The sequence below is a fragment of the Streptomyces sp. AHU1 genome (genome assembly GCF_045343905.1).
Taxonomy (GTDB): Bacteria; Actinomycetota; Actinomycetes; order Streptomycetales; family Streptomycetaceae; genus Streptomyces; species Streptomyces triticiradicis.
Map to the genome: position 1 here is coordinate 66,005 of NZ_CP174284.1, position 15,826 is coordinate 81,830.

Here is a 15,826-nt window from a genome sequence, read left to right on the forward strand (position 1 = left end):
GCCGCCCGAGTCGCTCCCGTCACAGCGACCGGGCAGGCGTGCATCCTCGGCTCGTGGTGGTGTCAGCTCTTGGGCATGAGAACGGTGTCGATGATGTAGACGTTGGCGTTGGCGGTCTTGACGTTGCCGCAGACGACCTTGGCGGAGTCGTTGACGGTGTAGGACTCGCCGGAGCCGGAGGTCGTGAGCTTCGACTTCTCCAGGGTGGTGAAGGAGCCGTTCTCCAGGTCCTTCGGGGCGAGCTTCTGGCCGACGACGTGGTAGGTGAGGATCTTCGTCAGCTGGGCCTTGTCGTTGAGGACCTTGTCCAGGGTCGCCTTCGGGATCTTGGCGAAGGCGTCGTTGGTCGGCGCGAACACGGTGATGTTCTGGGCGTTGTTGAGGGTGTCGACCAGGCCCGCCTTCTTCACCGCCGTCACGAGGGTGGAGAGCGCGGGGTTGTTGGAGGCGGCGGTGGCGACCGGGTCCTTGGCCATGCCGTCGAAGGAGCCGGCACCGCTCTTCGGCACGGAGGCACAGGCCGGGCCGAACGGCTGGTCCATGCTGCTCGAGGAGGCCGTCGAACCGCCCATGTCGTCGCTGCTCTTCGTGGCCGGAGCCGACGCCTTGTTCGAGGCATCGGACTTGCCCGAGTCACTGCTGTCGTTGGAGCAGGCGGTCAGAGCCAGGGGCAGCACGGCGGCCGCGGCGAAGAAACCGGCGGTACGACGGATACGGGTGTTCATCATGTTCTCCTGTTGGACAGTGCAGCGTGATGCGGCTGCATTCGGGGTGTTGCGGAAAGGTGGTTCAGGGGAAGGGCGCGAAGCCCTTGAGGAGGGGCGGGTGATCACTCGACGGCCACGACGACGGAGTGCCATCCGCTGGCGCCGTCGGGGATCGTGCGGGTGCGTTTGTCGGTCTGCACGACGCCGGTCCGGTCGGTGGCGCGGACAGCGAGGGTGTGGCCGCCCTTGGTGGCCCGCCAGGGAAACGACCACTGGCGCCAGGTGTCGCGAGTGTCCTCGGCAGCCAGATCGGCTTCCTGCCAGGGGCCGTCGTCGATGCGGACCTCGACCTTGTCGATGCCCCGGTGCTGGGCCCAGGCGACCCCGGCCAGCATCACCGTGCCGTCTGTGGGCCGGGCGAACGGCTTGGGAGTGTCGATCCGCGAGGCGGTCTTGATCGGGGCCCTGCGGGCCCAGCCGCGCTTGACCCAGTACGGGTCGTAGGAGTCGAAGGTGGTGAGTTCGATGTCCTCGATCCACTTGCACGCAGATACGAACCCGTACAGGCCCGGGACGACCATCCGGACCGGAAAGCCGTGCTCGAAGGGCAGCGGCTCGCCGTTCATGCCGAGGGCCAGCATCGCATCCCGTCCGTCCATCAGGTCCTCGACCGGGCTGCCGATCGTCATGGCGTCCACCGACCGGGACACCAACTGGTCCGCCGGCCCTCCACGGGACGGAGGCTTGACGCCGCACTCGGCGAGCAGATCGGCCAGCCGTACGCCGATCCAGCGGGCATTGCCCACATACGGGCCGCCGACTTCGTTGGAGACACAGGTCAAGGTGATGTCCCGCTCGATCAGCTCACGGTGCAGCAGATCGTCGAAGGAGTAGGTGGTCGGACGGCGTACGCCCTTGCCATGGATGCGCAGCCGCCAGGTGGTGGCGTCCACCTTGGGCACCACCAGCGCGGTGTCCACGCGGTAGAAATCGGAGTTGGGGGTGACGAAGGGACTGATGCCGGGAATTCGCAGCCCGGCCCTTTTGGGAATTGGTTGCGATGGTGACTGGGGAGAAGGCAGCACGAGCTTGTCACGGGAGGCAATCGCGCCCTGGCCGCGCGAGGCGTTCAATGACCGGCCGACCGCGCCGACCGCGGCAGAAGCCGCTGCGGCAAAGGCGGCAGCCAGGACGAATTCCCGCCGGTCCCATCCAGCGGACGCAGACGGGCCGTCACCGGCTTCTTCGGTCACAGCCCCGGAAGCCGACGTTGGTGTCTTCACCATGGTCAGGCGCCCTACAAGGACGTACAGCAGCAGTGCTCCAGCAACGGCACCCACGACGGAGGGAAGCGCATCGGCGAGGCTGGTGGAGTCGGGCCGGCTGACAGCGGCCGCCGCCCCGATACCCCCGAAGAGAAGGACCCCGGCGGCTCCGGCCCGCCGAAATCGCACAGCCAGCCCACCCAGCGCCAGAGCCAGCACGGCCAGCACGGCGAGGATGCCGAGCTGCAGGACGAGCTTGTCGTCGGTGCCGAAGTGGCGGATCGCCCAGTCCTTGACCGCAGCGGGGGTTGCGTCGATGGACGCCCCGCCCACCGCAATGACCGGACTGGACTGCGGCCGTACCGCCGCGGCGACCAGTTCGGCCACCGCCAGCGACGCGAAGCCGGCCAGCGCCCCGCTCAGCGCACCCAGCGCCACACGGGGCCAGCCCGGCCGTACTCGCTGATCCTTCTCTTCGTCCTTCACGGGGGGAATCCGGTTCTGGACAGCTGGGCGGATTGGTCCTGTACCTGATCAGGTGAAAAAAGATCCCGGACCAATCCGCCCTCGCATTCCGCTACGGATTACCCGCTTGGGCGCTGGCGCCCTCCGCCCTCACTACCGTGTCTGAGGGCGGGGGCGCGGGGCGGCCAGGGCGCACCTGCGCAGGAACTCAGCCACGACCGCCCGGCCCGCTGCGGTGGTGCCGGCCGCTTTGCATGCCGGTGTGCCAGCCGGTGTTCACGCAGGCATTGCCGAAGGCAGGGTTCAGCACGCCGATCACGTTCACGGTGTTGCCGCAGGCGTTGACCGGGATGTTGATCGGGATCTGCACCACGTTGCCCGACAGCACGCCCGGCGAGCCGACCGCAGCACCCTGCGCACCGCTGTCCGCCGACGCAGCCACCGCTCCGGCGAGCACCACCGCGCCCGCAGCGGCCACCAGCCCTGCACCCCGCATCACTCGAGACTGCAGATTCGTCATGTTCACGCGCCTTCCTAATCGTCGCGGCGGCAGTCGCCGCCGGCTGGCCGCGTGCCGCGACCAGCACCGGTAATGCGCCGCCACCGCGCGTACGGACTGCCCACAACGGCCTAAATCACCCGATCGCGCTACACTGCGGAAACCGGCGAAGCCCTCTCGCCCGCACCATCAACCGACAACAGCGTCGGCCAGGCTGTCCCGGCCGAGCGTCCGCCGTCACGCACCCACCCGGGAGACCGCACGAGCAAAGCCGAACAGCCGCGCGGAACGGTGGCCACCGATTCGTCCGCGCTCATCGCGCCGAGGAAAGCGGGCACACGGCACACACCCAATGCTGACGGGCACCAAACCTTTCTACCGGCGGCTGCGGATTCTTGACGCGAAAGGTCACAGCACAGTGGCCCCTGGGAGGAAGGCACCGTGTCGACCGTGCAAGATCACGACGGCGAGTCAGCCACATCAGCACTGTGGTTGCGGCACTGCCCGCAGCAGTCCCGTGCTGCGATCATCACCCTGCACGGAGGACGAGCAGAGGGCTACCAGACATCACTGCCCTGGCACCTGACGGCACTGAGAATGCGCCCCGTACTGCACGCAGCGGCATCCGCCATGCCCCTCGACGACATCGTCCTGGCACACGTGCGCTACCGCCACCGCGGCTGGAACCACAACGATCCCCTGAACGACGCCCACCGCGCCCTGAGCGAGCTTCAACAAATCGCCGGAGCGGTGCCGACCATCCTCATCGGACACTCCATGGGAGGCCGAGCAGCTTTGCGGGCAGCCTCTCACCCCCAGGTACACAGTGTCCTCGCACTCGCACCATGGCTGCCGCCAGGCGAACCCACCAGGCAGCTGAGCGGAAAATGCGCCGTCGTCGTGCACGGCGAACGCGACCGGATCACCAGCCCCTACACCTCCACCGACTACATCAGGCGGGCACGAGCGGCCGGGGTCCACGCCGGCATCATCCTCATCCGCAACGGGGACCACGCCATGCTCCACCGCTCCGCCCTCTGGCACCGCACTGTCACCACCGTCGTCACCGACCTCCTGCGCCCAAAGGCGCCACCCTCCGGCCTGACCGCCACCAGCTACGCAGCGACCGACCCTCTTGTGCTGTAACGGCTCCCCCCGACGTGAGCAATTGTCAAGAGCCATGGATTGGGTGACGTGTGATCAGGCCGCGGTATCCTCGCCGCGTTCGACCAGGACGCCGTTCTTGAACGTGGCACCGGAGCGGACCGGGGCGACGAGGAAGGCACCGGTGATCGCGCGCCAGCGGTCCTGGGCGGACTCGACCAGCTTGAACACCATCGCGAGGGCCGCGGCCGGGCTGCCGGCCCCGCGGGTGACCTTGGTCCGCAGCTTGACCGTGGAGAACGTCCACTCGATGGGGTTCGTGGTCCGCAGATGGATCCAGTGCTCTGCCGGGAAGTCGTAGAAAGCCAGCAACTCCTCCCTGTCCTCGGTGATCTCCGCTACGACCTTGGGCCACTTTGCGCCGTAGGTGCGCGCGAAGGCCTCGATCGCCTCCTCTGCGTGCGCACGGTCCTCGGCGTTGTAGATCTCCTGCAACGCCTTCGTCGCGCCCGGCTGCGCGGACTTCGGCAGCGCGTTCGTGACGTTGCGGGCTTTGTGGACCCAGCAGCGCTGGTGCCGGGCAGCGGGGAACACCTGGGCCAGGGCCTTCCACAACCCCATCGCGCCGTCGCCGACGACCAGCTCGGGGTCGCGCATACCCCAGCGACGGCAGTCCCGCAGCAGGTCGGCCCACGACTCGGTCGACTCCCGCAGCCCCTCGGCCAGCGCGATAGCTCCTTGACGCCGTCCAGCCGCACCCCGAGCAGGACCAGCACGCACGAGTGCGCATGGCCGAGCCGGACCTTCGGGTGCACGCCGTCGGCCCGTATGTAGACGAAGTCGCGGTCGGACAGGTCGCGCTCCTGGAAGGCGGCGTGATGGTTGCCCCACTGCTTTGTCAGCCGCGTGACGGTGGCCGGGGAGAGTCCGGCGGCGAAGCCGAGGAACTGCTCCAGTGCGGGCACGAAGTCCCCGGACGACAGCCCGTGCAGGTAGAGCAGCGGCAGCACCTCGCTCACCTTGGGCGACTTGCGGCACCATGGGGCCAGGATCCTGGAGGAGAACCGCTTGCGCTCGCCGGTGGCATCGTCCACGCGGCGGTCGTTGACCCGGGGCACGGTGACCTCGACGGGGCCGGCCGCGGTGGCGACGATGCGGGGCCGGTGGTGGCCGTTGCGGACCACCAGGCGGTGCCCGCGCTCGCCGGTCTCGGCAGTTAACTCGGCTATGTACTGGTCGACTTCCGCCTCCAGTGCGGCGGCAAGCACTCGCCGGGCGCCCTCCCGGACGATCTGATCGATCAGGGAGCCGAACTCGATGGAACCCTCGGTGTTCACAACGCTGAGCACGGACGTGCCTTCCCGTCCCGTGCTACGAACGCAGGCCTACTCGGTGACCATCACAGGATCATTCGGGAAGGCACGCCCTCCGCACGCCCTCCCGAGGCTGATCCACAGGTCTTGAGCATTGCTCCCGGCCTCATCACGGACGACGGGTCTGCCGCACGATCGGGTGCCATGGGTACGGTCAGCATCTGCGATGCCACCACCCCAACTCCGCTTCCTCCGCTGGCTCGTGATGCGTTCACCCGAGGAGCACCGCGTCCAGGCGCTCGACCTGCAGCCGGAGTTCGCCGGCGGCCCTAGGCAGAAGCATGAACAGGGCGTCCTGCAGCTTGTCCCGGGCCCAACCCTCGCCGCAGCAGGGGCAGGCGAACTCCGCCTCCCATCCCCTCCACCGGCGCCTCGTGCCGTGGACACGCACGGACCACACGCTCAGCGCCACCGCCACGATACCCGGAGACAATCGCTCCCGTTTGATCACACGGACAGCGGCATTCGCCGCTCCCGACAGACCCGGGACATCGCGATACCGCACCCGGGGTCTACCCCAGCCGCGTTCCCGCGGCCGAAGTGAAGCTGGTGTTCTACGAGGCACGGCCCCTTCGGATGCACGTCATGGACGGCATCCTCCCACAGCCCAAGATTGGCGGGACAGAACCTAGTGGCCAAGACCGCACCACCAGCGGCAACAGTCAGGCTACTCAAGCCACGGTTGCAGGCATCGGCAAGGGTGTGACCTGAGACATAGATGAGCTTTGAAACCGCGCCCCCTGGAGGAGTTATGGACGACTTCGGCGTGACGGCCAACTCGAAGGGCGATCCTGTTCCAGATCAGCTGCGAGCGCTCTTCAATGCTCCCGACGACGTTCGCGTCCAACACCTGCCTTGTGCCTTGTCTGGGCTGGACTCGCTTGCAGTGCACTTCAGTGCAGGGGCTCGTACTGTGCCGCACCGCCACGTAAACGGTCAGCACCTCGTCGTGGTCGACGGGGTCGGTGTGGTTGCCGACGAGAGCGGAGTCCACATCGTCCGCACCGGCGATGTGATCAGCAACCCACCAGGCGCCTGGCACTGGCACGGGGCCACCCCCCATACGGCTATGACACACGTGGCTTTCGAATCACCGGGCGACTTCGACATGGACGTCGATCCGAAGGACTGGGAACAGGCTTACGGCCCCGAAGTCGGCCGTTAGCCAAACCATCACTACGTTTGAAACGGAGAAAAAAAATGTCACATCATCTTGATTCACCGCAGGCTCGCCAGGATCCGCGGCTCAACATTACGGACCAATATCTGTTCGATGCCGACGGCAGCACAGTCCTGGTCATGAATGTGCGTACGTCGCTGGCCGGAGACGAGCACACCGATGCTTTCCATCCCGAAGGCCGCTACGAGTTCAAGGTGCACCTTGACGGCGACTCTCTGGAAGCCGTCACCTACCGCTTCACGTTCCAGCCGGCTGATACCGAGGGGAAGCAGGCCTACATCCTCGAGCGGCTGAACGGGGCAGCAGCCCGAGACGATGAAGCGAGCGGCACGATCATCGCATCGGGATGGACCGGAACCGCGCATTCCACGGAGGATGGCGGCCGCGTCTGGGCGGGCAACGCGATTGAGCCCTTCTACCTCGACCTGGCACTCCTCGGAGCAGTCGATGAGACCGTGATACATGGCGGAGACGCCGACCTCACCCACTGGGTAGCGGGAGTATCCGCTGACACCTTCGCTGGGTCCAGTGTCTGGTCCATCGTGCTCGCAGTGCCCGTGGGCGCTGCGGAGATGGAGTTCGGCCGCTCTATTGCCACCTGGGCAACCAGTAAGCTGGCGACGGATGCGGGAGGCTGGCGTCAGATCGGGCGTACTGGATTGCCCATGATCTGGCCGATCTTCCGCGACGCGCAGACCGACGGTGCTAGCGCGGCCAACGAAACCCACCCCGCTGATGATGTGTCCAACTATGGACAGGCGATCACTGACCTGATCGCGTCGGTCGTGCGGCGCCGAGGGACATCGGACCAGCCGGAAGGCTACGCTCGTACGCTCGTTGAGCGTATCGTCCCTGATCTGCTGCCCTACACGGTTGGTTCGACGGCCCTGTTCAGCTTTGCCGGGTTCAACGGCCGGCGTCTGGCGGACAACGCCCCCGAAGTCATGTTCTCGCTCGCTACCAACAGCGCGATTCCCGGCGGACTCAAGGCAGACGACAGCAAGCGGCGCCAGGAAAGCTTCCCGTACGTCGTTCCGGTTGCCTAGATGCGACTCGAACGATGCTTTAGCCAGGCATCGTCGTGAAAGATCTCGCGGTTGCGGACCAGCTGCACGAAGGTAAGGCTGGGCCGCAACCACGTAACGAAATGTAAGAATCGATGGATGAGCGGAGTGGTGCACGATGAACGGTGACGTCTTCCGTTTTGATCCCACAGGTAGCCGTCTTCAAGACGACAACGCTGTTCTTCGATCCCGAGGACCGGCCGTACGTGTCGATCTCCACGGTGTCGAAGCTTGGTCTGTAACCAGGTATGACACAGTCAGGCATCTGGTGACCGACGACAGAGTGTCACGGGATGCCGTACACCATTGGCCAATGGTCAACACCACCCCGGAGGGATGGCCGCTCGAGCCGTTTCTTATCTCGCCGACCGTTCTGAACTCCTATGGTGCCGACCGTGCTCGTATCCGCGCCATTATGGAACAGGCTTTCAATGAACAGCGAACGGTGGAGTTGCGAGAGAATCTACGCACCAGAGTAAGCGGCTATCTGGAAAATCTGGCCATTATGAATCCCGTGAATCTTGTAGACATTCGCCGGGATTATGCATCAGTGGTCGCGATGGACACACTCTGCGACCTTTTCGGAATACCAGAGAGTGACTGGGCGCAGGCGCATTCAACAATTGCGAGCCTTCTTGATCCGCCGAAAGACCCCGATGAGGCCACGGCCGCTTCGAACTCTGCCATCTCATTCCTTCAATCGCTGCTTGACAGCAAGAAGGGTTCCGTCGGCGACGACCTGGCGAGTGTTGTCCAACGGGCAGCACACGTAGAGGAGCGTCTGCCAGCCCTCATCGTGACAATTGCGGGTGGAATTCAGTCCCCAACGGAGTTGCTCACGAACACCGTGTATAACATGTTGACAGAGCCAGAACAGCGAGTGCTCGTGCTAAACGGTACGGTCGGCTGGTCCGAGGCTATCGACGAGTCGTTGCGCAAGGACGGTCCAGTCCAGCACATGCCTCTGAGATATGCGATAGCAGATATCGATCTCGGAGACGGTGTTGTCATCCGGCAGGGGGATGCAATCCTTCTGGGCTTTGGTGCATGCGGACGTGATTCGCGGCGACACCCAGACCGACCGGAAGTCTTCGATGTGCAGCGACAGGACAAGGCGCATTTCGCTCTCGGCCTCGGGGTGCATCATTGCATCGGAGGCGCCATCGGAAGAATTCAGGCAGAAATTGCTCTGCCGGCCCTCTTTGAACGCTTCCCAGATATCCAGCTCGCCGTCGATGCGGATGCCCTGGAACCCGTGCCTTCCTATCTCTTCAGCGGATGGGCTTCCCTTCCCGTTCGCCTCTAAGCGGGTCTGGCCTCCGTACTCGCCATCAGGCTGCGGCGGCCAGCTCCTCCAGCGTGGCGAGTGCGCTGACAGCTGGGGTGCCGCCATCGGCTCAGCATGGAGCTTGCAGTAGGCCACTGGGGCTGTTGCATGAATACACTGGTCTGACCGAAGTGGTCTGCCTGAATAGCATGGAATCTTGGCGCAAGGCTGGAGCCACTGCCAAGACATCCGGCAGGAACTGCTGTGGACCGGAGACCAGACACAGAGGTTCGAACCCTCACATACTCGCCTGCGGGTGACCTGAGCACGGTGCCACCATCCACATGTTTCAGTCACCGGGCCAATCCCCCAGGTCCAGGAGTGATTCTGCTCCACATCCTGGCGGCTGGCGCAGGCTACTGGAACAGGTTTCTTCACCCCGGGAGCTGGAATGTCGAACTAGGCTTCCTGGCAGCGCCTGGTGTGAAAGACGCCAGCCGCCACTTGAGTCGCCCCCTGGCCACCGACTGGGACGCAGGAAACTCCTGATGGGACGCTGTTCGTGACCATCAATTTGCGTCCTGGTCAGCGGTTGCGCCCGACGGTCTTTGCCGCCGTGCTTCGGAATCTCGAAGCACGGCGGATCATCGCCGGTTCTTTATCTACTCGAGGATCGGCGTCTGAGGCCGGCCGCACGAAGAGGTCCTGCACCGACTGGACGCCGCCGACCTGCTAGACCTTGCCCGCGCCGCACTCGACTTAGCCCACGTCAGAGCAAAAAGAAGGGCAAACACGCAGGTCGGAACCTCATGAGTCGGGGAAGGCCGGGCTCCGATCTGCACGACCTGTCGAAGCAGACGGGCTGCCGCTCATCGTCGAGCCTCTCAGCCGCTAACGTCCACGACAGTCTCGTCCCGAACCTGACGGGAAACGGTCTCTATCGCGGTCGCCCCCTCAAGCCCAATGGCTGCGCGCCGAGAAGGCATACGACAGTCCTCACCTGTGGAGATGGCTACGCCGCAGGGCATTTGATCCAGCGAACAACGTGCACGCCGCAGATACGTCATCGAGCGAACGCTGTTCTGGCTGACCGGTTACCGCAGACTCAACCACCGCTACGAGTGGCACCCCAACAACCCAGTGCTGTCTCGCAGATTATCTCTGGGTTGGAACAAAAAGGTATGCGGGAGGGGATGTTGACGATGTTGGGCGTACGCAAATAGATGTAACCCGGGCACGATCACACTCCCGGAACGAGCGAGAGCAGTCATGTGACTCAAGCGAGAACCGTCTCTCAGCGGCGAGACTGTTCTTCACGGCTCCATCTTTCGACTGGCGATGATCAAAAATTGACAAGCGTGCGGATATCTACCTATCCGTGTCGCAAAGAATTGGTCGGGTTTTCCTCGTCCATAATTCTGAGACGACAAGCTTTTAGGCTACGAGGGAAAATTACGGTCAAGCCCAGTCGAAATCAAACGACGGAGCAGCAAGCCATTAAGGGAGATCAGGACCCGGCATGTCACTCAATTCTGCGGCTTTGGTATCCGTCCTGGCACTCCTCGCCCCCCTAGTCATACGACTCGGCCGTCTACCTGTTCCTGATGCTGTACTGCTCATCATTCTCGGCATCATCGTCGGCCCGCAAGGAATCGGGTGGGCTCGAGTTGACGAACCAGTCCAGGTCCTTTCCACAATCGGCCTGTCCTTTTTGCTCTTTGTATCCGGTCTCGAGATCCGCCTAGACCAACTTGGCGGAAAGATAGCACAGGTTGCCCTAAAATCATTCATTCTGTCGTCCGTGCTCGCTTTGGCGGTCGGCGGCTTTCTGCGTTCCGTACATCTGGTGCACAGCGCCTTGCTTGTGGCGGTTATTTTTTCAGCAACGGCTCTCGGTGTCATCGTCCCTGTTCTCAAGGACTCAGATGCAATCAACGAGCCTGTGGGTAAAATTGTTGTAGCCGGAGCATCACTCGCCGAAATATTCCCGGTTGTTCTGCTGTCGCTACTTTTCTCCGAAAAGGCCCGGGGGCTCGGTTCCCAGGTCACTCTCTTGACGATTTTCGGTGCCCTAGTGGCTATTGTCGGCTTGCTGATATTTAGCCTTGAGAAATGGCACACCCTGAGACTGGCCTTCCAGAATTTGCAAAATACTACGGCAGAAATCCGGGTGAGGGCAGCGGTAGCGTTGCTCCTAGGTTTCGCAGCCTTGGCTACCTCGTTCGGACTCGAAGCCATTCTCGGCGCCTTCCTCGCCGGCGTTGCCATTTCTTTGCTCGATAAGGATACGGAAAACACCCACCCGCTATTTCGCACCAAACTGCAGGCCGTAGGGTTCGGCGCCCTGATCCCCTATTTCTTTGTGGCGACAGGAATGTCGCTGAATGTGCGATCCTTTCACAGTGTCACGACCATTTCCAGAATCCCTATTTTCTTGGCAGCGCTAATTATCGCCCGCGGAATCCCGGCGTTCCTTTATAGTCGCGTTCTCAGCGGAAAACGCGAAGTGCTGGCCGCAGCGTTGCTCCAGTCAACTACTCTAAGCATCCCGGTCGTAGGGGGCACAATCGGAGTACACCTAGGCCTAATCCCGTCCGAGAACTTTGTTGCTATGGTTGCCGCTGCTCTGGTTTCAGTAGTGGTCTTTCCTGTTACGGCGTCGATATTGATGCGCAACAGCGCAAAAAATGAAGGATCCCAGAGCCAGAGCGAATCACGCATCAATGGCTCCGTTCGGAAGGCCATAAGTACGCGGCCGCAGATCGTGGATGACGACTAAAGGGTGTTGCGCAAGGCTGGGTGTGGGCAGGTCAGAGTGGGTGAGCGGGGTCGTCTGCTCATGATGCGAGAACAAGGTTGTGCATGGGGGCGACGGCCTGGACCGTGTGATGGAGACCCTCGCCCCGCTGGCGGCAGCCGCGCAGGATCTTGTGGTTCTTCAGCCGGCCGATGACATGCTCCACTCGCGCACGGACCCTGCGGTGCTCGGCGTTGTCGTCCTCCTCGGCCATAAGGAGAGGCCGTCCGGGACGTTTGCGGTGGGGCACCGCCATCTCGCAGGTGAGACAGGCGCCGTCGCCCAGCACGGTCACACCCTGGCAGTGCCGGCTCAGCCCGGAGGTCCGCCCGGCATGGGCATCCGCGGTCGTCCCCGGCATAGGCCGGGCGGCCGCGACCACCAGCCGGGGGTCAGCGTCCACGATGACCTGCACATTCGCCGAGAACCGGCAGGTACGCGAAGAGGCCGCCACGCTCCGGTCCCGCAACGGGATCAGCGTGCCGTCCACGATCCACAACCGGTCCGCGGCCTCCGCCGGAGGGCTGACCGGCTCGATGGTGAGCAGGGGGCCCAGCCGCCGGACGGCCCGGCACACGGTGGAGGAGAAGACACCGAACAGCGGGCCGAGCCGGCGCATCGTGAGGTTCGTGCGGTAATACACCGCGACCATCAGCACCCGCTCGGCCAACGGCAGCGACCACGGCCGGCCCCGCAACGTGCCGTCACCGCCCCGCTCCCGCACCACCCTCAGCAGACGAGCAAACTGCGTCACCCGCAGCCCCGCGAACGTCTCCACCCACACCCGCTCAGCCCTTAACACCCCAGCCATACAGGAGAGATGCCCAGCTCAGAACCTTGCGCAACACCCTTTAGAATCCCCACCCTCAGAACCCTGACCAGCAGAAATGGCGAAGTGCCACTGAAGCACTATCCAATTTCCATTAGTGCCGATGCAAGTTGGGTCCGTGCTTGAATCCCTAGCTTAGGGAAAAGTCTATACAGATGGCTTCCTACAGTCCTATGAGAGAGATAAAGACGCTCGCCGATCTCCCGGTTCGAAAGGCCCTGCGCAGCAAGTCGCGCAATTTCAAGTTCCTGAGGGGACAGCGTCGTGCGGCGGGTGTATGTCTCGTTGCTACCTGCGTGACCTGTGGCAGCAAGCTCACGGCGGGCTCTCGAAGACCAGGCTGGTACATCCATGGCATCGAAGGCGTGCTGAGCAGCGATAAGCAGTTTTCGGCTGTCGATATTGCGACGCCGGCGTCGCAACCAGGATCCTTCGGCCAGGTCCAGACGAGCGTCGTACCAGACGGCACCTTTGCCATAGTGTCGGCGGGCTGACTCGAAGTGTTTCTCGGCATCGTCGCTCAGGACTAGCACAGCACGGGCAAGAGCAACAGCTCTTTGCATGCCGCTTGCAGGTGTTTCACGCACGTGCTGTTCCACTTGGCGAATACGTTCCAAAGCCTCGTCCTGGCGACCAGCTGCGTAGGCAGACTCAGCAAAGTAGTCGAGCACCCAAACACATTGAGGAGACTGGTAAGTCGGAGACTCCGGATCGATCATACGATCGAACTCCTCGAATGCGGCTCCCGGGTTCTCTTGGCCCAGTGCTGCCAGGCCACGTGTGAGCTGTATCCCGTTGGCCACCGATACGTTTCCGCTGAGGACGACTGCTTTTTGAACCTCGTTGACCAGACGCATCGCCTGCCGCTGTCGACCCCGGATAGCGGCAACACTGGCCAGGCCTAGCTGCGCGCAAGCTGCCCATGTGGTCTGCTCCGTCTCTTTCGCAAGTCGCAGCGCCTTGTCGGCAGCTGCCGCACTCAGCTCCCAGCGCCCCAGATACAGACACGCAAAGGCTCTGAGGACGAGAAGCTGGGCGAGATCTGCACGTCTACCTTGCTCACGCAGACCCCCTTCTGCGAGATCAGTAAGCGGGACAGTCCGCTCGAAGCAGCCGCTGACGAAGCTGGCCATAGCTAGCAGACCAGTCTGAACTGGGTTTACCCTTTCCTGATTGCTCCATTTTTCCAGATGTCTCACAATTTGAGGCCCCTTGGAAAACGGGTTGAGGAACGCATCCAACACGGCGGGTCTGGAATCATCAGGAGGCAGTTTCAGGCTGGCTGTCGCCGTGCGCAGCTGTTCCAGCAGGTACTCGTTTCTTGAGGCTCCCCAGTAACAGGCACGCACAGCGCGGATGAGAAGTTTCACCCCGATTTCACTGTCACCTGCTTCAATGGATTCGGATGCTGATTTTCGTAGTCTTTGCACAAGACGCTCGCCACCCGACACCCCGTCATCGAAAGCCGTCTCGAGTGCTATGAGACGCCCGGCGTCCTCCGGCAGCAGAGGATGCGCCTGAACCTGGTCCAGCAGACGCCGAACGGTCTGCGGACGTCCCAGCTCGAACGAGATTTCCGCTGCCCGCAACAATCTGTGCCCGCTGGACGCGGGTGCCGGACTTAGTTGGGCCGCCCGCTCGAGAAGGGAGAGAGCAAGTATGGGAGCACCGCGTCGAAGGGCACGGTTGGCTGAAGACTCAAGCTCATCCGCAACGGAAGCATCGGGCCGCTGTAGCGCTGAGGCTCGATGCCAGATGGCACGGTCTGGATTGCCGCACAGCGTCTGAGCGAGCGCTTGGTGAACGTCCGAGACGGCTTCAGGGGTTGCGCTACGTACAACGGCTGAGCGCATCAAGGGATGCTGGAACATCACCGTCTCACCGTCGCAAGACACAAGCTCTGACTGCTGTGCGGCTTGCCAGTCGTCCGGACCGATGACCCGTCCGAGGAGCAGTGACGCGGCCTGCTCCGCCTCGGCCGATCGATCACTGTCTAGTAGTGCTGCCACGAGCAGCAGTGATTTGGCGTCGGGTGTGCACTCCTCCAACTTGCAGGCAAAAGTCTGATGAAGGCGATCAGTGAGGTGAACGTTACCCACAGGCTCAAGCGGCGCCATGGACCGCGGGAGCTCTGTCACTGCGAGGGGGTTTCCTTGTGCCAGGACGAGTATCTTCTCGCGAGTGCCTGGGGCTACGTGTGGTGCCTGCAGCGTCAGCAGCCTTCTGGCGTCATGACCGTCCAGTGGCTGCAGGCATACGCCGATTCGCTGAGACTCTGCCATGGAAGGCATAGGAGCAGGCGGCTCACGTGTTGCCACCAAGAGCATGGCCCGCTCCGTGGTCAGCCGACGAGAGACAAAGTCAATAACTTGGGCGCTGTAGGGATCCGCCCATTGGACGTCATCGACGATTGCCAAGAGCGGCTGGCTGGCAGCACCATCCGCAAGCAGTTCCAGAGCAGCGAGGCCGATACTTGTCGGTTCAGACACGGGACTGGCGTCGATCATCCCGAACGCTGCCAGCAGAGCATTCTGTTGTGTTGGTGGCAGGTGCTTCATGCCTGGTAGCAAAGGTCGCAGAAGCTGGTGGAGTGTGGCAAAAGGCAGTCCCTGCTCAGCTCGACTGCCGGCTGCTTGCAGGACTTGCATGTCACGGTCAGCCGCCTCACGAGTGCATACCTGCAACAAGGCTGTCTTGCCGATGCCCGGCGGCCCCCACAGATGCACATGGCAGCTACGCTCGGCCAGACCCTCCCAGCAGCGGCGGATTTCAGACAGCTCGCGGTCCCGGCCCAGGAAGTGGCTGGAGTCGACACGGTGCATGGCCAGCTCCTTATCGGCAGGTGGTCACAGCGATGCGACTCATGGGTAGAGGCCTTCGAGAGACCGTCGAACGAAACCTCAGGCGTCGATCCACGGTTCCCAAGTGCCTCGAGCACATTTTTAAAGCGATGAGGTAAACGGATCTCCATACCCCCGCGTCGACCGTGCGGGTGTCCGCAAGGCGGCTGGGGCAGCGTAGGCTGAACCGGCACAGCGCCTCAAGAGCTAGCGACTTCTGGCCGTGGGATCGGTGAATCTCTTGGGTCATGAGGCGAACAAGCCTATCGCTGCGCTATCCCTGCAGCTTAATTCCAGAGGCCTCTGCCGTTAAGTCCATACTCGGGGGCATTCGGAGTTGCCCGAAAGGGCAGTCAGGTGGTTGCCCGACAGGGCAGCCTGAGAGCCGCCTCGCTCTCCAGTGACCAGAAGACGTCTTGAGCCGTCCGACTCAAGC

11 protein-coding genes and 1 pseudogene are annotated in these 15,826 nt (G+C 63.2%); 5 read left to right on the forward strand and 7 right to left on the reverse strand.

Features of this window, described 5'->3' with window-relative positions:
• Positions 1 to 62 precede the first annotated feature (62 nt).
• The 3 genes from ACICHK_RS41470 to ACICHK_RS41480 all read right to left on the reverse strand — a co-directional run bounded on the left by ACICHK_RS41470 (position 63) and on the right by ACICHK_RS41480 (position 2,957).
• Positions 63 to 725, reverse strand: coding sequence for a fasciclin domain-containing protein (locus ACICHK_RS41470; RefSeq protein WP_406841904.1), 663 nt, complete (start codon positions 723 to 725; stop codon positions 63 to 65).
• Between the two features lie 104 nt (positions 726 to 829).
• A complete protein-coding gene (locus ACICHK_RS41475; protein ID WP_406841498.1) occupies positions 830 to 2,458 on the reverse strand; it encodes a sulfite oxidase in 1,629 nt (542 codons plus the stop codon).
• A 187-nt stretch (positions 2,459 to 2,645) separates the two neighbouring features.
• Positions 2,646 to 2,957 (reverse strand): chaplin, encoded by a 312-nt coding sequence (locus ACICHK_RS41480; protein WP_406841499.1) that lies wholly within the window; start codon positions 2,955 to 2,957, stop codon positions 2,646 to 2,648.
• A 420-nt stretch (positions 2,958 to 3,377) separates the two neighbouring features.
• Here ACICHK_RS41480 and ACICHK_RS41485 point away from each other — a divergent pair, with 420 nt between their 5' ends.
• Entirely contained in the window at positions 3,378 to 4,082 is a 705-nt protein-coding gene (locus ACICHK_RS41485; protein ID WP_406841500.1) for an alpha/beta fold hydrolase, read from the forward strand.
• Between the two features lie 54 nt (positions 4,083 to 4,136).
• Here ACICHK_RS41485 and ACICHK_RS41490 read toward each other — a convergent pair.
• Positions 4,137 to 5,389, reverse strand: a pseudogene (locus tag ACICHK_RS41490) (IS256 family transposase).
• A gap of 235 nt (positions 5,390 to 5,624) precedes the next feature.
• On the reverse strand, positions 5,625 to 5,825 hold the full coding sequence (locus ACICHK_RS41495) for a hypothetical protein (RefSeq protein WP_406841501.1): 201 nt from the start codon (positions 5,823 to 5,825) through the stop codon (positions 5,625 to 5,627).
• A gap of 339 nt (positions 5,826 to 6,164) precedes the next feature.
• Here ACICHK_RS41495 and ACICHK_RS41500 point away from each other — a divergent pair, with 339 nt between their 5' ends.
• The 4 genes from ACICHK_RS41500 to ACICHK_RS41515 all read left to right on the forward strand — a co-directional run bounded on the left by ACICHK_RS41500 (position 6,165) and on the right by ACICHK_RS41515 (position 11,703).
• A complete protein-coding gene (locus ACICHK_RS41500; protein ID WP_406841502.1) occupies positions 6,165 to 6,578 on the forward strand; it encodes a cupin domain-containing protein in 414 nt (137 codons plus the stop codon).
• A gap of 35 nt (positions 6,579 to 6,613) precedes the next feature.
• Entirely contained in the window at positions 6,614 to 7,639 is a 1,026-nt protein-coding gene (locus ACICHK_RS41505) for a DUF4331 family protein (protein WP_406841503.1), read from the forward strand.
• Between the two features lie 331 nt (positions 7,640 to 7,970).
• Positions 7,971 to 8,963, forward strand: a complete 993-nt coding sequence (locus ACICHK_RS41510; RefSeq protein WP_406841504.1) for a cytochrome P450 — start codon at positions 7,971 to 7,973, stop codon at positions 8,961 to 8,963.
• Between the two features lie 1,480 nt (positions 8,964 to 10,443).
• Positions 10,444 to 11,703, forward strand: coding sequence for a cation:proton antiporter (locus tag ACICHK_RS41515; RefSeq protein ID WP_406841505.1), 1,260 nt, complete (start codon positions 10,444 to 10,446; stop codon positions 11,701 to 11,703).
• A 58-nt stretch (positions 11,704 to 11,761) separates the two neighbouring features.
• On the opposite strand, the gene ACICHK_RS41520 is transcribed toward ACICHK_RS41515, so the two are convergent.
• Positions 11,762 to 12,532 carry a transposase family protein gene (locus ACICHK_RS41520; protein WP_406841506.1) on the reverse strand — a complete coding sequence of 257 codons (771 nt, stop codon included), beginning with the start codon at positions 12,530 to 12,532 and terminating at the stop codon, positions 11,762 to 11,764.
• A 98-nt stretch (positions 12,533 to 12,630) separates the two neighbouring features.
• The gene (locus ACICHK_RS41525; RefSeq protein ID WP_406841507.1) at positions 12,631 to 15,372 is read right to left on the reverse strand and encodes an ATP-binding protein; all 2,742 of its coding nucleotides are present in this window, start codon (positions 15,370 to 15,372) and stop codon (positions 12,631 to 12,633) included.
• Between the last annotated feature and the right edge of the window lie 454 nt (positions 15,373 to 15,826).